The following is a 15,037-nucleotide window of genomic DNA, read 5'->3' on the forward strand; positions in this document are numbered from 1 at the left end:
CCCTCCTGCGGCACGAGTGCGGTCGGCCCGTTGAGCGGGTGGCGGGCCGGGCTCCGGCTCTCGTGCCGCGGCAGGGGGAACCTCCCGCGGCACGGTGGCCCTACTGCGTGAACCGGGGCAGCCACTTCACCTGGTAGGCGGGGTGCCCCGCGTGTTCCGCGGCCATCTGCCGGACCACGAACCCCAGGCCGAAGGCCCGGCCCGAAGGGAAGTCCCGCTCGGGGCGGTCGACGTCCAGGGCGGCGACCTCCGCGTACTCGTCCAGGAGCACCCGGCTGGTCTCGACGCGCTGGAGCGTTCGCGCGGGGTCCTGCAAGGCGATGTGATGGTCGTAACCGTGCGTCCTCAGCGTGAACGCGATGGCGCCGGTCCGGTCGTGGATCTCGCCGGGTACCTCGGCCGGGCACCGCCAGCCCTCGCCGCCGGCCGCGCGCGCGACCTCTTCTTCCTCGTCGAGGCGCGCCCGGACGAACGCGACCAGCTCGGAGTTCTCTGTCATCTGGTTGTGCATCCTTCCGCTCGGCCCCACGCCTCAGGAGCCGTGCTGGAGAGTATCCCGTCGCACGGTCCGCACCGGTGCCCGAGGGCCCGAGCGCGACCGTGGTGTCCCGGCCGCCTTGCGGCCCGACGGGCCGACCGCGCCCCTTGCCGGGGCGCGTCCGGCCCGTCCGCAGCCACCCGTGCCGCTCAGTGGCCGCCCTGCACAGGCTCCAGGACGAAGACCGGGATCTGCCGGTCGGTCTTCTCCTGGTAGTCGGCGTAGTCGGGATACGCCGCGACGGCACGCTCCCACCAGAGCGCCTTCTCGTCCCCGGTCACCTCACGGGCGGTCATGTCCTGGCGCACCGGGCCGTCCTGCAGTTCGGCGCGCGGGTCGGCGACGAGGTTGTGGTACCAGACAGGGTGCTTCGGCGCCCCGCCCTGTGAGGCGACCACCGCGTACGAACCGTTGTGCTCGACCCGCATCAGGGGCGTCTTGCGGATCTTCCCGCTCCTGGCACCCCGTGTGGTCAGGACGATCACCGGCATGTCCCGCATGGTCGTCCCCTCCGTCCCGCCCGAACTCTCGTACTGCTCGACCTGTTCACGCACCCAAGGGGTGGGGCTCGGCTCGTACTCGCCCTGCAGCGGCATGGCAGCTGTCCCGTCGTCGATGTCCGTCCACGGCGCTTCGCCGGCCGCGGACCCTCATCATGGCTTCAACATCACCGGCCACCGAAAAATCCCGGTCCCGCCGACGTGTCGGTCCTTCCAGGGCGGCCGGCACGGGTCATTCGGTGTCGGCGTAGCCCATGGCCCGGTTCATCCCGATGGCGCTGTCGTTCGCCGGATGGTGGAAGGTACGGACCCTGCGAATGCCGCACAGCCTGGCGAATCCCATCCCGTACGTCTTCATGGCGATCGAGATGCCCCGGCCTCGGTAGGACGCCCGCACCCCGGTCATCTCGTTGAAGAGAAAGTGCTCGTGGCGGGAGGTGGCGGCCATGCCGATCCAGTCGTCACCGTCCCGCGCGATCACGACGCCGCGCGGATCGTAGGAAGGGACGTCGAACCTGCGCGCGCAGAACTCCTCGTACGAGAAGAATTCGCCCCGTTCCGGGATGTCGGCCGAGCACTCCTTGTTGAGCTCGTACAGCGCGCGCCGGTGCTCCGGAGTGTCGCCGAGTTCGGCGAGCGTCGTCAGGCGGATCCCCTCGTCCCGGCACGTGGTCACGTACCGCTCGAACCGGTCCGTGTCGAACGCGCTCAGGTCCAGTTCCAGCCTGACCCACTGACCGGCCATGGTGTCGCCCTCCGTACGTCCCGCACATCGCGTCGCGGTCCGTGTGCCGGCGACGCCGTCGGAGCCCCCACCCTACGCAGAGCGGGGGCTCCTGTTCTTGTCGGTGTGCGTGTGACGGATGGTGCCGGCGTTCAGCTGACGTCGACGTCGATGCAGGCGTAGAAGGCGTTGGACGTGTCGGCGATGTTCCACACCGCGAGGACCTTCTGCCTCCCGGTGTGGCTGCCGAAGTCCACCTGGTGGGTGACCGTGGCGCCGGGCTGCGCGCCGTTGTCGTTGAACTCGGCGATCTTCTGGCCACCGGCGAAGTACTGCCAGGTGCTGGTGGAATGGCGGGCGGTCAGCACCCACTGGAAGGACGTGCTCCGGCTGACCGGAGTGACCTGCCAGCCCTTGGAGTCGTCGTCGAGTTCGGCGAACCTGCTGTTGCCGCCGCTACAACTGGTGAGCCCCTTGGGGCCTTCCACGCTCTGGGGCTCGTATGTGATGTCGCCGCAGCTGACCGTTCCTGCGGCGCACTGGGCCTGCCTGCTGGGTGGTGACGAGATGTAGCCGTGGGCGCTGGCGGAGCTCGCCGGGAGGCTCAGGGCGAGCACCGGTGCGAGCAGGGCACCGATGACCGCGGCGGTCTTCCTTTTCGCGTGCATGCTTCTCCTTCACATGAGGCGTCGCTGCACGCGGGCGGACTGTGGGGAGCCCGGAAGCGGCAGTCCAGCCTCTCAGGTGTGGGGCCAAGAGGCGCGAAGGGCACGGCAGGAACGCGTGGTCGGATACGCCCCGGAAACGGGGTGTCCGACACCGGCCCTGCACTTGGACTAGACCATACCCATCGGAGTGCGGCCGTCAAGTGCCCCGCGAGCAAAGGGAGTTCGGCGAAGAAGGGTTCGGCGCGCGAAGTGGCTGGATCGGTACGGTCGCGGGCGGCCCGGCCCGAGCACGGCCGGCAGGCCGAACGGCTGCGGCAGGGCCGCGGGCGCGCGGGCGGCTCCCCGACCGCGCTGCCCCAGGTCGCGGCCCCTCTGCCTCAGTCCCCGGTGACCCCGTCCAGCCGCTCGCGCACCAGATCGGCGTGGCCGATGTGACGCGCGTACTCGCCGATCATGTGGACGTGCACGAGGCGCAGCGAGAAGACCTCGCCGTTGTGGACGAACGTGTCGTCGAAGGACGCACCCGCGACGATCTCGTCCGCCAGTCGGCACTCCTCGACGAGCCGGGCGTGGTCCTCGGCCGCCAGGGCCGGATCGAGGTCCTCGAAGTCCGCGTCCTTGCCCTTCTGCGGGTCGTACATCGGCGCCAGGTCCTGACCGGCGAACCGCTGCCGGAACCAGGTGCGTTCGACCTTGGCCATGTGGCGCAGGAGGCCGAGCAGTGACAGGTTCGACGGCGGCGTGGTCCGCTCGGCGAGCTGCTCGCCGGTCAGGCCGGCGCACTTCCGGAGGAGGGTGGCGCGGAACCAGGCGAGGTACCCGGTGAGCATCTCCCGCTCTCCGGCCACGAGTGAGCCGCCCGTGCGTGTGGCTTCAGGTGCTGTCCATGTCATCGGGTGATCATGCCTGCCGGCAGGCGGTTCGCACGAGGACTTCAGGCCTGCATGTGGTAATCGACGTCGTCGGACGACGAACGGGTCACGGACGTCGTGATGCTGCCGATGAGCCCGATGACGAGGAAGAGGACCAGCAGCGCCTTGCCCGCGGTGCTCATGACCAGGGGACGGGTGGCGGAGCGTCCCTGCCGTTCCGGTACGGAGAGTGCGTCCTCGCCGAAGAATCCCTTGGGGTAGGCCGGGCTGAGCATCGAGACGTACGCGGACACACGCATCTCGTAGCGGAGCGTCGCCGCCGTGGCCTCGAAGAGCGGACGGGGCATGCGTCCCAGGATCAGGGTGATGAGCCACCACACGAACCCCAGGGCGTACCAGCCGTACGTGGCGAGACTCTGTACGACGGCGGCGGGGATCACCAGGATCAGCCGGAAGAAGACCGCCAGTCGGTTGAGCCGCGTCGGACGGACGTCGATCCGGACGGGGTGGTCCGGAGGCTGGGTCAGGGTGAACGGCGGATAGCTGTCGACGAGGAGCATGCCGCTCGCGGCGACCCGCGTGCGGTAGGCGAGGGTCGCCGCGAGGAAGCGGAAGACGGGTTCGGGCAGCCGGCCCAGGACCAGGGCGGCGAACCAGCCGAACACGACCGTGAAGAAGGCCGCGATCTCCAGGAAGAACAGCACGATGAAGTGCGGGATCAGCAGCAGGAGACGGACCAGGACGGTGAGTCTGCGCTGGCGGGACGGCTCGATGATGTCCAGCACCGGCAGGAACTCCTCCGCGTCCCCTGCACGGCGCCCCGGACTCCACTGCGCGTCGGCCATGTCCATCCCCTTCGGCGGGTGATCCGTACGCCTGCGGCACGCTGTGGCGTCACCCCACGCTGGGACGGCCCGGGCGGGCCCGCAATCGGCCACGGGCCGATCGAGTGCCCGCCGGTGTCCGGTCGGCCGTCCCGCCGCCGGGCCCGTCCGTCGGGCCCCGGCTTCGGATCCGGTTTCGGGTCACCCCTTGCGCACGCGCATACGGGTGAAGCCCGCCCGCGCTCCCTGCCGCGCCCGCGTCCAGGCCGTGGTCGCCCGTCCGGCCGGCTTCGTGGTCCGCGGGCGGACCGAGGCCGGCCGCCGGGTCCGGGCGGGGGCGTCCGTGCGCCGGGGTTCGGCCGCGAGCACGTGGTAGCGGTGGCTCAGACGCCGGCCCAGCAGCAGATACCCGAGCAGTGCGCCCGTCGTGTTGAGAATGACGTCGTCGATGTCGAAGGCCCGCCCCGCGACCAGTGCTCCCTGCACCAGTTCGACCACCACGATGACCAGGACGGTCAGCAGGACCATGCGGATCATGCGCAGCCGTCGTGGTACGAGGACGGGCAGCAGGACGCCGAACGGCATGCCCAGCACGAGGTTGCCGCCGGCCTGTTTGCAGGCGGCGAGGAAGGTGTAGTCCTCGGCGTACTGCCGGAGCGAGCGTCCCGGATGGAGATTGGACGTGACGAGATCCTCGGAGGCGGGCGACGGTGTGAGCGTCACCTTCGCCAGCACGACGGAGAAACCGACCATGGCCACGAAGGCCGCCACCAGGATGGTGATCCGGAGCAGGACACGACCCCATGCTCTGCGGCGCGTCACGTTGCGCGCGTCTCTTCCCGCCTCTGCGTTCATGGGCGACAGGTGCCCCCGACGGGCCGCACCACACCTGCCCCGCCGCACCGGCGCATGCGACGTGGGCGGGCGCGGGCCAGACTGGTCGGAGCGGCCGGGCACGCGGGAGGCCCGGCGGGTACGGCAGGACGAACCGATGCGGAGATCTCATGACGAGCGACCGCGGGAACCAGCCTCCGCACTGCCTGGTCACCGGCGCCACCGGGTACATCGGAGGGCGGCTGGTACCGGAACTTCTGGCGGCGGGGTACCGGGTGCGCTGCCTGGCCCGCAGCCCGGAGAAGCTGCGGGACTACCCATGGGCGGGCGAGGTGGACATCGTGCGCGGCGACGTCACCGACGCGCAGTCGCTCGCGCCGGCCATGCGTGACATCGACGTGGCCTACTACCTGGTGCACGCCCTGACATCCGGCGGCGGCTTCGAGGAGACGGACCGCAGGGCCGCCACGGTCTTCGGGGAGCAGGCGCACGCGGCGGGGGTGGGCCGGATCGTCTACCTCGGCGGCCTCACTCCTTCCGACGTACCCGACCAGGAGCTGTCCCCGCACCTGCGGTCGCGGGCCGAGGTCGGCAGGATTCTGCTGGATTCCGGCGTCCCCACCACCGCGCTGCGGGCCGCGGTGATCATCGGATCCGGATCGGCCTCCTTCGAGATGCTGCGCTATCTCACGGAACGGCTGCCCGTCATGGTGACGCCGAGCTGGGTGTCCACGCGGATCCAGCCCATCGCGGTGCGGGACGTGCTGCGCTATCTGGTGGGCAGTGCCCGGATGGAGCGGGAGGTGAACCGTACGTTCGACATCGGCGGGCCGGACATCGTCACCTACCGCGACATGATGCAGCGGTACGCGGAAGTGGCCGCCCTTCCGCACCGGCTGATCCTCCCCGTACCGATGCTGACCCCCCGGCTGTCCAGCCACTGGATCGGCCTGGTCACCCCCGTGCCACGCTCGATCGCCCGTCCGCTCGCCGAGTCCCTGCGGTACGAGGTGGTGTGCCGGGAACACGACATCGCGCGGTACGTCCCCGACGGCGCGGGGCAGCCGTTCGGCCTCGACCGGGCGCTGCGGCTGGCACTGCAAAGGGTCCGGGAGGCACGGGTCACCACCCGGTGGTCCTCCGCGTCGGTGCCCGGGGTGCCCAGCGACCCCCTGCCCACCGACCCCGACTGGGCCGGCGGCAGCCTGTACACGGATGTGCGCGGACTCGACGTCGACGCGTCCCCCGAGGCTCTGTGGCGGGTCGTCGAGGGGATCGGCGGCGATCACGGCTGGTATTCGTTCCCGCTCGCCTGGGCGGTGCGCGGGTGGCTCGACCGGCTGGTGGGAGGAGTGGGGCTGCGACGTGGACGGCGGGACACCGACCGCCTGCGCGTCGGCGATTCGCTGGACTTCTGGCGTGTCGAGGAGATCGAACCGGGCCGCCTGCTGCGGCTGCGCGCCGAGATGCGGCTGCCGGGCCTGGCCTGGCTGGAGATGTACGCGGAGCCCGACGGCCGGGGACGGTCGCGCTACCGCCAGCGCGCACTGTTCCATCCACGCGGGCTGCTCGGCCACGCGTACTGGTGGAGCGTGTGGCCCTTCCACTCGGTCGTGTTCGGGGGGATGGCCCGCAATATCGCCCGTACGGCGGCGGGCTCGGCGTCACCCGAACCGGCGAGGGCCGCGGTGTCGCCCTGACCGGTGTGCCCATGGACGGTCCGGGGACGGCAGCATGACACGTCCCCGTCCTTCCCAGGAGTTGCGCCATGACCGTATCGGTCGTCCTGTTCACCGCCGATCTCCGGCTGCACGACCATCCACCACTGCGGGCGGCGCTCGCCGCGTCGGACGAGATCGTGCCCCTGTTCGTCCGGGACAGCGCGATCGAGGCGGCCGGGTTCGGCGCCCCGAACCGCCTGGCGTTCCTTGCCGACTGTCTGCGGGATCTCGACGCCGGGCTGCGCGAGCGGGGCGGCAGGCTGGTCATCCGTTCGGGTGATGTCGTCGAGGAGGTCGGCCGGATCATGGCGGAGACCGGTGCGGCGGACGTCCATCTCTCGGCGGGCGCCAGCGCGTACGCCCGTCGTCGTGAGGAGCGGCTGCGCGTGGCGCTGGAGTCCGACGGACGGCGGCTGCACGTCCACGACGGTGTGGTCACCGCGGTCGCGCCCGGCGCCGTGACGCCGGCTGCCTCGGACCACTTCGCCGTGTTCACGCCGTACTTCAGGCGCTGGTCCGCGCAGCGGGTCCGGGATGCCTTCGCCGCACCCCGGACCGTGCGGGTCCCGGACGGCCCGGGGTCGGAAGCCGTGCCCACCCGCGGCACGGTTTCCGGGGTGTCGGAGGGGCTGGCCGAGGGCGGGGAGCGCCGGGCCCGCGCGCAGTTCACCGCATGGCGGCGTCACGGGCTCGCGGAGTACGAGGAGGGGCACGACGACCTGTCCGGCGACGCGACGTCCCGGCTCTCGCCGCACCTGCACTTCGGCACCCTGTCCCCCGTCGAGCTCGTCCACCGGGCCCGCGCCGTCGAAGGGGCCGGGGCCGAGGCCTTCGTCCGGCAGCTGTGCTGGCGCGAGTTCCATCACCAGGTCCTCGCGGCCCGGCCCGCCGCGTCCCGGGAGGACTACCGCACCCGGCACGACCACTGGCGGTCCGAGGCGGAGGCCGCCGACGACATCGAGGCCTGGCGGCAGGGGCGCACCGGCTACCCGGTGGTGGACGCGGCGATGCGGCAGCTGCGCCACGAGGGCTGGATGCACAACCGCGGCCGGCTGCTCACCGCCGGCTTCCTGACCAAGACGCTGTACGTGGACTGGCGCGTCGGCGCGCAGCACTTCCTGGACCTGCTGGTCGACGGCGATGTCGCCAACAATCAGCTGAACTGGCAGTGGATGGCCGGGACCGGTACGGACAGCCGCCCCAACCGGGTGCTCAACCCCGTGATCCAGGCCAAGCGGTACGACCCGGACGGCGGCTACGTCCGCCGCTGGGTGCCGGAGCTGGCGTCGGTGTCCGGGCCCGCCGTGCACGAGCCGTGGAAACTCCGGGGGAACGGGCGCGACCTTCCCGGCTATCCGGAGCCGGTGGTGGCGCTCTCCGACGGGCTGGCCCGCTTCAGGCAGGCGCGCGGCCTGGAGTGAGCGCCGGTACACGCTCCGGCGCGGGAGCCGGTGCGCCGCCCGGACCAGCCGGGATGCCGTGGCGCCGTGTCCGCCGCGCCACGCCGGGGACAACGCCCCATGGCAGGCCGGGCGACGGCGAAGATGCTGACGTGCCGACTCCCACCGCATCCACCGAACCGGCCGGCCGCGACACCGAGGACGGTTCCCGCGCCCATGCGGCGCTTCTGCTGCTGTCGGCGGCCTCCGGAGCCGCGGACGCCTTCGTCTTCATCTGTGTCGGCCAGGTCTTCGCCGGTGTGATGACGGGCAACCTGGTGCTGCTGGGGGCCGCTGCCGCGGGGGCCGGCGAGGAGGGAGTCGCGTTGCGTGTGGTCACCGCGCTGGTCTCGTACGGATGCGGGGTGGCCTGGGGCGCGGTGGCCGGGGAGCGGATGTGGTGGCGGCTGCCCGTCATGCTGCTGATCGAGGTGGTACTGCTCACCGCCGGCGCGGTGCTGTGGGCGTGCGGCCTGATCACGTCGGACGCGGACCGCCTGGGCTTGCTGGTGGTCATGGGGCTCGCGATGGGCATCCAGGGCCGCGTCCGGGCCACACCCACGAACTACTTCACGGGAACGCTGACCTCTCTCGTCGCACGGCTGGCCCAGGCGTCGTGGCGTCGTGGCGACGCCTGGGTCGCCGGCCGGCTGCTCGCCGTCGTGGCGGGCGCGGCGCTGGCCGCGCTGACGGTGCGGCTCTGGCCTGCTTCGGGGGCCGTGTCCGCTGCGGGTCTGGCGGCCGCCGCCCTGTTCCTCGGAGCTGCCGGACGGCGGGCCGTCACGGCGGCGGGCCGGGCGTAGGCCACGGACAAGGGGAAGCCCCGGCCGGATCGGGGGAATCCAGCCGGGGCGGCTCTGGTGTGGGCGCTCAGCGCGTCATCCACATATAGGTGAACGATAAATCATCCGGTCGCGTTCCCGGGAATCCGCACTCCGGACTGTGATCCAGAGCACGGACAGCCGGGCCCGGGGAGTCGGCGTCATGCGCCGCCGGAGGGCGCCTGGGCGCCGTAACGGCGGTTGAACTGCTCGATCCGGCCGGCCGTGTCCAGCACCTGCCGGTTCCCCGTGTAGAAGGGGTGGCTCGCAGATGAGGTCTCCACGTCGATGACGGGATAGCTCCGGCCGTCCTCCCACGTCACCCGCTGATCGGAATCCGCGGTGGAACGGGTGAGGAAGGCCGCCCCCGCGGCGCGGTCACGGAAGACCACCGGACGGGAGACGGGGTGAATTCGGGACTTCATGGGCATTCCTTCCCGGGTGCGAGAGAGGGCGGACGGCGAGAGCCGCCCGGCGACGGTCGGGGCCGCGGTCAGCGTTCCTCGCGGAACAGGACGTGCCGCCCGGCTGCGGGGTCGTACTTGCGCAGGACCAGGCGGTCGGGGTTGTTGCGACGGCTCTTGCGCGTCACGTAGCTCTGACCGGTTCCGGCGGTCGAGCGGAGGGTGACGACGGGACGGGCCTCACTGCGGGCCATGGGCACCTCCGGACTCCTGGAACGGATCCCGGCCTCTTGATGGGAACGGGATTCGTTTTCGTTCTGGTCATGTAACGCGGGCACCCCCACGGGCATTCCCGGCCCGTCGGACACTTCCCGCCAGGCGTCCGGGCGCGTCACCCGAACCCCACGGCACTCTCCGTCCGGCCGTCACGCGAGGTCGGGACGCTCGTTGATCGCTGTGCCCGGCATCGCAGCCGGCTTCCCGAGGAACGTGAGCCATGCGCCTGAAGAACACCCTGACCACCCTTGCGGCCACCGCGATGATCGCCGCCTGTTCGATGACCGCGGCAGGACCGGCGGCCGCCGCCGGGGACACCGCGCCCGCCTGCGTGGCGCGCGACGTGATCAAGCAGAACAAGACCGCCTGGACGACGAACAACTGCGGCCGGAACATGCACATCCAACTCGTGATCAACAACGGTCCCGACAGGGCGTGCTGGACCACCTCCCCCGGCGAGACCCTCGAATGGAAGTGGAAGATGGGTTCGTACGGCCGTATCGCCCTGTGCTGACACCGCGGGCCGCCTCCACCCCGGCGGCCCGGCCCACGGAGCTCCGGAGCCCCCGCCGGACGGCGGGGGCTCCGGCCCGCATATGCCCCCACGCGGGTCCGCAAGCGCCGCGCGAACCGGCGGACACGGGCGCGCATCGGGCGCCAAGCGCCTGATGACTTGCATCAACACCCGCGTTCAGCAAGGGTGTTCGACGAATCAGGGTTCCGGCCAGCCGCTGGCATATGCCGGATGCAAGAACGCATCGAGTGTTGCCAAAGCCCTTACGGGCGCCTGCGGGCTGTGCGACAGTCGTATTCGGTCCACCCTCAGACCTGGTTGTACCGCGCCTGTATCGGAGTACGACATGCCGCCCCACCCCTCCGCGGACCGCCCCGCCCCCCAGCCGCCCGAGCGCGATGCCGTCGACGCGTTGATCAACCGGACGCAGCGGCTGCGCGGCGATGTGGACGCGGTGCGGCGGGACACCGCCCTGGTCGACGAGGACGACCCTCAGGTGCGCTGGCAGCGCGCCCTGTGCGACCTGGCGGTCCATCAGCTCGACGATCTCGGCGCGCATCTGGGCCAGCTCAGGCAGGGACTGCCGTCGGAGGCCGCGGAGCAGCTCGCGGCCGGGGCGGCGCTGCTCGTGGACCGCGATGCACCGGCCGCCGAACAGCCGGGTTCGCTGATCGGCCGGGTGGGCAGCGCCGAATGGAATCTGCTGACCGACGAGGTGAGCTGGTCCGACGAACTCCTCCAGATCTTCGGCCGCACGCCCGAGGCGGGGCCGCTCTCGCTCGACGAACTGCCCTCCGTGCTTCTGCCCGAGGACCAGCCCCTGCTCACCTCGCTGGTGACGGACTGCCTGGTCGACGGCAAGCCGATAGACGGCGAGTTCCGCATCCTGCACCCCGACGGGCGGGTCAGGACCTTACACATGATGGGCGAGCCCGTCCTCGACGCGGACGGCTGCACGGCCTCCATGTGGGCGGTCCTGCGCGATGTCAGCGCGCTGCACCGCAGCCAGCAGGTCGTGCACCGGACCCAGGAATCATTGCGCCGCCAGCAGCACATCGCCAGGACCGAGCGCCGGATGGCGGTCGAACTGCAGGAGGCCGTGCTCCCTCCCTGGCGGGGCTCGCTCAGCCTTCCGGACCAGGGGCCCGGGTCGCTGGACATCGCGGCCCACTACCTGCCGTCGGATTCGAGCGCCCTGATCGGCGGCGGCTGGTACGACGCGATGGAGCTTCCGGACGGCCGCACACTGCTCACCGTCGGCGATCTGACCGGTCACGGCATCCAGGCCACCTCGGCCATGGCGATGATCCTCGGCGCGCTGCGGGGCATGGCGGTGGCCGGGATCGAGCCCGGAGCCCTGATGGGGCACCTGAACCAGTTACTGGAGACATCCATCCAGCCCGCCCTGGGCAGCGCGGTGTGCTGCCGGTTCGACCCTGCCACCCTCACGCTGGACTGGGCGCAGGCCGGCCACCCGGCACCGCTGCTGTTCCGCAACGGAGCCGGGCGCCCGGTTCCCCCGCCGGACGGAGTGCTCCTCGGAGCGGCGTCCGGAGTCGCCTACGAGCAGGACGAATTGCACCTGCTGCCCGGTGATGTGCTGGTACTGCACACCGACGGCCTGGCCCGGGGCACGGGGATCGCGCACAACGGTCTCCGCCCGGGCACGGAAACACTGCTCGGACTCGCACCGCGCTTCGCGGAGGCCCGTACGGCACAGGAATGCGTACGGACCGTCGTCGAGGAGTTCGGCGGCACCGAGCGGCTGGACGACGCGTGTGTACTGATCGCACGCGTCGGTGCGTAGCGACAGCACGGATACGCCACGCGTCAGGCGGGGCGCGGCCACGGAGCTCAGGGCACGGCACAGTTCCGCCGCAGGCCGGGTGACCCCACGACGCAGTGTCCGAACGGGCAGTGAGGAGCGATGGTCTGTCGACGCGGGACTTCGTCGTCGCCGCGTCCAAGGATCAGATCTCTGAACTCCTGGGCCTCTTGATGAGGGTGCTCTGGGGCAGAGAGAGCTTGATCTCCTCGCGCAGGTCCTCGATCTTCGCGTAGCCCGCGAACTGGCCCGTCAGCCGGTACATTTCGCGCAGCCGGTCCCAGGTGCGGTGCGAGGAGGTCTCCCCCATCGTCACCAGGGCCAGCCGGGCGTACCGGTCGGCCTGCTCGGGGTCGTCGGCGATGAAGCAGGCAGAGGCGAGCGAGATGTAGTCGAAGATCTTGGAGCGCTGGCGTCCGTTGACCCGCAGTTCCAGCGCCTGCTTCGCATGACGCTGCGCGGTGACGGCGGCCGAGGGCTCGTGCTCGGCGAGCGTGCGGAACGCCAGGGCCTGCATGCCGTGCAGATCGGCCTCGTCGAACATCTGCATCCAACTGGGCGGTGGCACATCGCCCTTGTCGGAGGTGAAGAGCTCCTCGGCCAGGCCGAGGGTGCGCCGCATGGCTTGCCCCCGGCCCATGGAAGCCTGCGCCCAGGCCTCGATCGTGTGCAGCATCGCCTGGGTGCGCGGCAGGACCATGTCCCCCGAGCCGGTCTTGGCGAGTTTCATGAGATCGAGTGCGTCGTCGGGACGGCCCAGATGAACCATCTGGCGGGCCGCCCGGGAGAGGGCTTCGCCCGCGCGAGGGCGGTCACCACCCTCGCGCGCGGCGTGTGCGGCGATGACGAAGTACTTCTGGGCCGTGGGTTCGAGGCCGATGTCGTGGGACATCCAGCCCGCGAGGACGGCGAGGTTGGCTGCGACGCCCCAGAGACGGCGCTGCAGGTGGTCGGGGTGGCGGTAGGCGAGCATGCCTCCCACCTCGTTGAGCTGGCCCACTACCGCCTTGCGCTGGAGGCCGCCGCCGCGGGAGGCGTCCCAGGCGCGGAACACCTCCACGGAGCGCTCCAGCGCCTCGATCTCCTCCGAGCCGATGGGCGCGGCCTCGTACCGGTCGTAGCCGGCCGGATCCGCGTGTACGGGGTCGTCGATGCGTGGTGCATCGGCCGCCAGTACGGGGTCGGTGTGCAGCCAGTCGTGCATGGGGCCGGCGATCGTGGAGCCGGCGGCGAGCGCGGCGCCCGCGCTCACCAAGCCGCGTCGGTTGAGCATGAGGTCCATTCCCGTGAATTCGGTGAGGACCGCTGCCGTCCGCTCGGGCGCCCACGGGAGTTGGTCGGGATTGTGTTCCGTCCCGGCCTCTCGCCGTTTCCCCACACGCCCGCGTCGGCCGAACCCGAGGTCCTCGATGGTCACGACACGACCGAGCCGCTCGGTGAACAGAGCTGCCAGCACTTCGGGCACGGGATCGCGTGGGGACTCCCCCATGTCGATCCATCGCCTTACGCGCGAGGTGTCGGTGGCCAGCTGCGGGTGGCCCATGGCCGCCGCCTGCCGGTTCACCATTCTCGCGAGTTCGCCCTTGGACCATCCGGCAAGGCCGAACAGGTCCGACAGGCGGGTGTTGGGTTCTCCGGTCACGTCAAGCCCCCAGGTTCTCGGCTGTGTTGACAGTAACCCCCTGTCAGATGCCTTGCGACTATTCGCCAGGGTTCGCCAGGGTGCGCCACATGGTCTGCCACCCGCAGGTCGGTGTCAGGTAGGAAAGCGCCACCCCGCCCGGCAGCCCTAGGTACTCCCCAGGGTGCCGAACGGCCGCCGGCCGGGGCGGCGCACGCAACTTGTCGGCGCACGAAGGGATCTGTCAAGCCCATGTACACAGCATCGTCCTCCGTGTCCGCCCCACCCCGGCCGCTGCGTCCCCTGGGAGTGGGTGGCGGACCCTATCTCGACCCCCGCGCCGTCGTCCCCGCGCCCGGCATCGGCCGGACCCGGCGCATGGCGGGGCCGGGTTCCCCCTCGCTCAGCGGAAGACTGGACCTGTCCGGCCCGCAGGGCGCCCAGTTGAGGATGGCGATCGCCTCGGTGCACCGGATCTGCCCGGAGTTCAACCCGGTGCAGGTACTGCGACGCAGCGGGCGTTCGGTGCTCCTCGTCGGTTCCACCGGCCGCGCGACCGCGGTCGCCAAGTGTTTACTGGACCACTCCCCCGCGTGGTCGGAGCGGTTCCGCCACGAAATAGCGGCATACCGGGCGTTCGTCCGGCACCGCCCGCCGGTCCGGGTGCCCCGGCTCATCGCGGCGGACCCGGAGAACTGCACCCTGGTCATCGAGCGGATGCCCGGACGGGTGGCGGCACTGACCAGGCACCCCTCCGAGGCCCCGCCGCGGGCGGATCTGAGGGCGGTGCTCGGCGCGATCAGCCGGGTCAACGCCTGGCGTCCGCCGGCAGGCCTGTTCGACGCCCCGCTGGACTACGCGGCACGCATCGCGCGCTATCACGAGCTCGGTCTTTTCACCGACCGTGATCTGGGAGACCTTCAGAAGCTGCTGCACGGCCTGGCCCATGCCGGGGGCCGCCAGGGCATGGGGCAGTTCTGCCACGGCGACGCGCTGCTCTCCAACATCCTCCTGTCACCCACCGGTCCGGTTCTGGTGGACTGGGAGCACGCCGGGTGGTATCTGCCCGGCTACGACCTGGCCACGCTCTGGGCGGTCCTGGGCGACGCGCCGGTGGCGCGGCGTCAGATCAGCCAGCTCGCCCAGGTCGCGGGTCCTGCGGCGCGGGATTCGTTCCTGGTCAATCTGATGCTCGTGCTCACGCGGGAGATCCGTACGTACGAGACGGCCCTTCAACGGGCCATGCGGGACACCGCCGCGCCGGCCAGGACGGGCCAGGACCGTCCGGGTGCGCTCTCGTCGGGCGAGGAACAGCGACTGCTCCTGCGCCGCCTGCACGACGACTGCGCCATGGCGCGGAGTGCCGTTCGAGCCGCGGTCGGCACTCGCTGACCTTGCCCGACGGGGGATGCGCGCTGCGGGTCCGGTGCCGACACACCGGGCCCGCAGCGCGCTG

Annotated in this window: 16 protein-coding genes; 6 read left to right on the plus strand and 10 right to left on the minus strand. The window is 71.2% G+C overall.

The features are described 5' to 3' along the window. Positions 1-100: 100 nt before the first annotated feature. From ACGFZA_RS14315 to ACGFZA_RS14345, 7 genes are all read right to left on the minus strand, one after another. The gene (locus tag ACGFZA_RS14315; RefSeq protein WP_385285082.1) at positions 101-499 is read right to left on the minus strand and encodes a DUF6221 family protein; all 399 of its coding nucleotides are present in this window, start codon (positions 497-499) and stop codon (positions 101-103) included. Positions 500-687: 188 nt separating this feature from the next. Next, entirely contained in the window at positions 688-1,134 is a 447-nt protein-coding gene (locus ACGFZA_RS14320) for a nitroreductase family deazaflavin-dependent oxidoreductase (protein ID WP_393679111.1), read from the minus strand. 136 nt (positions 1,135-1,270) lie between these two features. Continuing rightward, positions 1,271-1,783 (minus strand): GNAT family N-acetyltransferase, encoded by a 513-nt coding sequence (locus tag ACGFZA_RS14325; RefSeq protein WP_393679113.1) that lies wholly within the window; start codon positions 1,781-1,783, stop codon positions 1,271-1,273. Positions 1,784-1,914: 131 nt separating this feature from the next. After that, positions 1,915-2,430, minus strand: coding sequence for a lytic polysaccharide monooxygenase auxiliary activity family 9 protein (locus tag ACGFZA_RS14330; protein WP_385285077.1), 516 nt, complete (start codon positions 2,428-2,430; stop codon positions 1,915-1,917). Between the two features lie 377 nt (positions 2,431-2,807). Next, the gene (locus ACGFZA_RS14335; protein ID WP_393679115.1) at positions 2,808-3,323 is read right to left on the minus strand and encodes a DinB family protein; all 516 of its coding nucleotides are present in this window, start codon (positions 3,321-3,323) and stop codon (positions 2,808-2,810) included. Between the two features lie 41 nt (positions 3,324-3,364). Further along, the gene (locus ACGFZA_RS14340) at positions 3,365-4,147 is read right to left on the minus strand and encodes a DUF4389 domain-containing protein (protein ID WP_393679117.1); all 783 of its coding nucleotides are present in this window, start codon (positions 4,145-4,147) and stop codon (positions 3,365-3,367) included. Between the two features lie 180 nt (positions 4,148-4,327). Then, positions 4,328-4,948: a VanZ family protein gene (locus tag ACGFZA_RS14345; protein WP_385285072.1), complete on the minus strand. Its 621-nt coding sequence runs from the start codon at positions 4,946-4,948 to the stop codon at positions 4,328-4,330. A 182-nt stretch (positions 4,949-5,130) separates the two neighbouring features. Between ACGFZA_RS14345 and ACGFZA_RS14350 the strand changes: the two genes are divergently transcribed. The 3 genes from ACGFZA_RS14350 (at position 5,131) to ACGFZA_RS14360 (ending at position 8,923) form a co-directional block, all read left to right on the plus strand. Further along, positions 5,131-6,660 carry an SDR family oxidoreductase gene (locus tag ACGFZA_RS14350; RefSeq protein ID WP_393679120.1) on the plus strand — a complete coding sequence of 510 codons (1,530 nt, stop codon included), beginning with the start codon at positions 5,131-5,133 and terminating at the stop codon, positions 6,658-6,660. Between the two features lie 68 nt (positions 6,661-6,728). Then, a complete protein-coding gene (locus ACGFZA_RS14355) occupies positions 6,729-8,102 on the plus strand; it encodes a cryptochrome/photolyase family protein (RefSeq protein ID WP_393679122.1) in 1,374 nt (457 codons plus the stop codon). A gap of 131 nt (positions 8,103-8,233) precedes the next feature. Continuing rightward, positions 8,234-8,923 carry a DUF1275 family protein gene (locus ACGFZA_RS14360; protein ID WP_385285068.1) on the plus strand — a complete coding sequence of 230 codons (690 nt, stop codon included), beginning with the start codon at positions 8,234-8,236 and terminating at the stop codon, positions 8,921-8,923. A gap of 179 nt (positions 8,924-9,102) precedes the next feature. Here the strand turns inward: ACGFZA_RS14360 and ACGFZA_RS14365 are convergent, their stop codons facing one another. Further along, positions 9,103-9,366 (minus strand): type B 50S ribosomal protein L31, encoded by a 264-nt coding sequence (locus ACGFZA_RS14365; protein WP_393679125.1) that lies wholly within the window; start codon positions 9,364-9,366, stop codon positions 9,103-9,105. A 68-nt stretch (positions 9,367-9,434) separates the two neighbouring features. After that, positions 9,435-9,599, minus strand: a complete 165-nt coding sequence (gene rpmG / locus ACGFZA_RS14370) for a 50S ribosomal protein L33 (RefSeq protein WP_393679127.1) — start codon at positions 9,597-9,599, stop codon at positions 9,435-9,437. A gap of 242 nt (positions 9,600-9,841) precedes the next feature. Here rpmG and ACGFZA_RS14375 point away from each other — a divergent pair, with 242 nt between their 5' ends. Together ACGFZA_RS14375 and ACGFZA_RS14380 are read left to right on the plus strand one after the other, a co-directional pair. Further along, the gene (locus ACGFZA_RS14375) at positions 9,842-10,135 is read left to right on the plus strand and encodes a hypothetical protein (protein ID WP_385285064.1); all 294 of its coding nucleotides are present in this window, start codon (positions 9,842-9,844) and stop codon (positions 10,133-10,135) included. Between the two features lie 346 nt (positions 10,136-10,481). Then, complete coding sequence (locus tag ACGFZA_RS14380) at positions 10,482-11,942, plus strand: PP2C family protein-serine/threonine phosphatase (protein WP_393679130.1); 1,461 nt, start codon at positions 10,482-10,484, stop codon at positions 11,940-11,942. 163 nt (positions 11,943-12,105) lie between these two features. Here the strand turns inward: ACGFZA_RS14380 and ACGFZA_RS14385 are convergent, their stop codons facing one another. Further along, positions 12,106-13,602: a hypothetical protein gene (locus tag ACGFZA_RS14385; protein WP_385285060.1), complete on the minus strand. Its 1,497-nt coding sequence runs from the start codon at positions 13,600-13,602 to the stop codon at positions 12,106-12,108. A gap of 231 nt (positions 13,603-13,833) precedes the next feature. Here ACGFZA_RS14385 and ACGFZA_RS14390 point away from each other — a divergent pair, with 231 nt between their 5' ends. Next, positions 13,834-14,973 carry an aminoglycoside phosphotransferase family protein gene (locus ACGFZA_RS14390; RefSeq protein ID WP_385285058.1) on the plus strand — a complete coding sequence of 380 codons (1,140 nt, stop codon included), beginning with the start codon at positions 13,834-13,836 and terminating at the stop codon, positions 14,971-14,973. Positions 14,974-15,037 lie beyond the last annotated feature (64 nt).

It is taken from the genome of Streptomyces sp. NPDC048211 (genome assembly GCF_043202315.1).
Taxonomy (GTDB): Bacteria; Actinomycetota; Actinomycetes; order Streptomycetales; family Streptomycetaceae; genus Streptomyces.

Coding starts and splice junctions, on each gene's coding strand:
- ACGFZA_RS14315 (WP_385285082.1), bottom strand. CDS start 499: ATGACAGAGAACTCCGAGCTGGTCGCGTTCGTCCGGGCGCGCCTCGAC.
- ACGFZA_RS14320 (WP_393679111.1), bottom strand. CDS start 1,134: ATGCCGCTGCAGGGCGAGTACGAGCCGAGCCCCACCCCTTGGGTGCGT.
- ACGFZA_RS14325 (WP_393679113.1), bottom strand. CDS start 1,783: ATGGCCGGTCAGTGGGTCAGGCTGGAACTGGACCTGAGCGCGTTCGAC.
- ACGFZA_RS14330 (WP_385285077.1), bottom strand. CDS start 2,430: ATGCACGCGAAAAGGAAGACCGCCGCGGTCATCGGTGCCCTGCTCGCA.
- ACGFZA_RS14335 (WP_393679115.1), bottom strand. CDS start 3,323: ATGACATGGACAGCACCTGAAGCCACACGCACGGGCGGCTCACTCGTG.
- ACGFZA_RS14340 (WP_393679117.1), bottom strand. CDS start 4,147: ATGGCCGACGCGCAGTGGAGTCCGGGGCGCCGTGCAGGGGACGCGGAG.
- ACGFZA_RS14350 (WP_393679120.1), top strand. CDS start 5,131: ATGACGAGCGACCGCGGGAACCAGCCTCCGCACTGCCTGGTCACCGGC.
- ACGFZA_RS14355 (WP_393679122.1), top strand. CDS start 6,729: ATGACCGTATCGGTCGTCCTGTTCACCGCCGATCTCCGGCTGCACGAC.
- ACGFZA_RS14365 (WP_393679125.1), bottom strand. CDS start 9,366: ATGAAGTCCCGAATTCACCCCGTCTCCCGTCCGGTGGTCTTCCGTGAC.
- rpmG (WP_393679127.1), bottom strand. CDS start 9,599: ATGGCCCGCAGTGAGGCCCGTCCCGTCGTCACCCTCCGCTCGACCGCC.
- ACGFZA_RS14375 (WP_385285064.1), top strand. CDS start 9,842: ATGCGCCTGAAGAACACCCTGACCACCCTTGCGGCCACCGCGATGATC.
- ACGFZA_RS14380 (WP_393679130.1), top strand. CDS start 10,482: ATGCCGCCCCACCCCTCCGCGGACCGCCCCGCCCCCCAGCCGCCCGAG.
- ACGFZA_RS14390 (WP_385285058.1), top strand. CDS start 13,834: ATGTACACAGCATCGTCCTCCGTGTCCGCCCCACCCCGGCCGCTGCGT.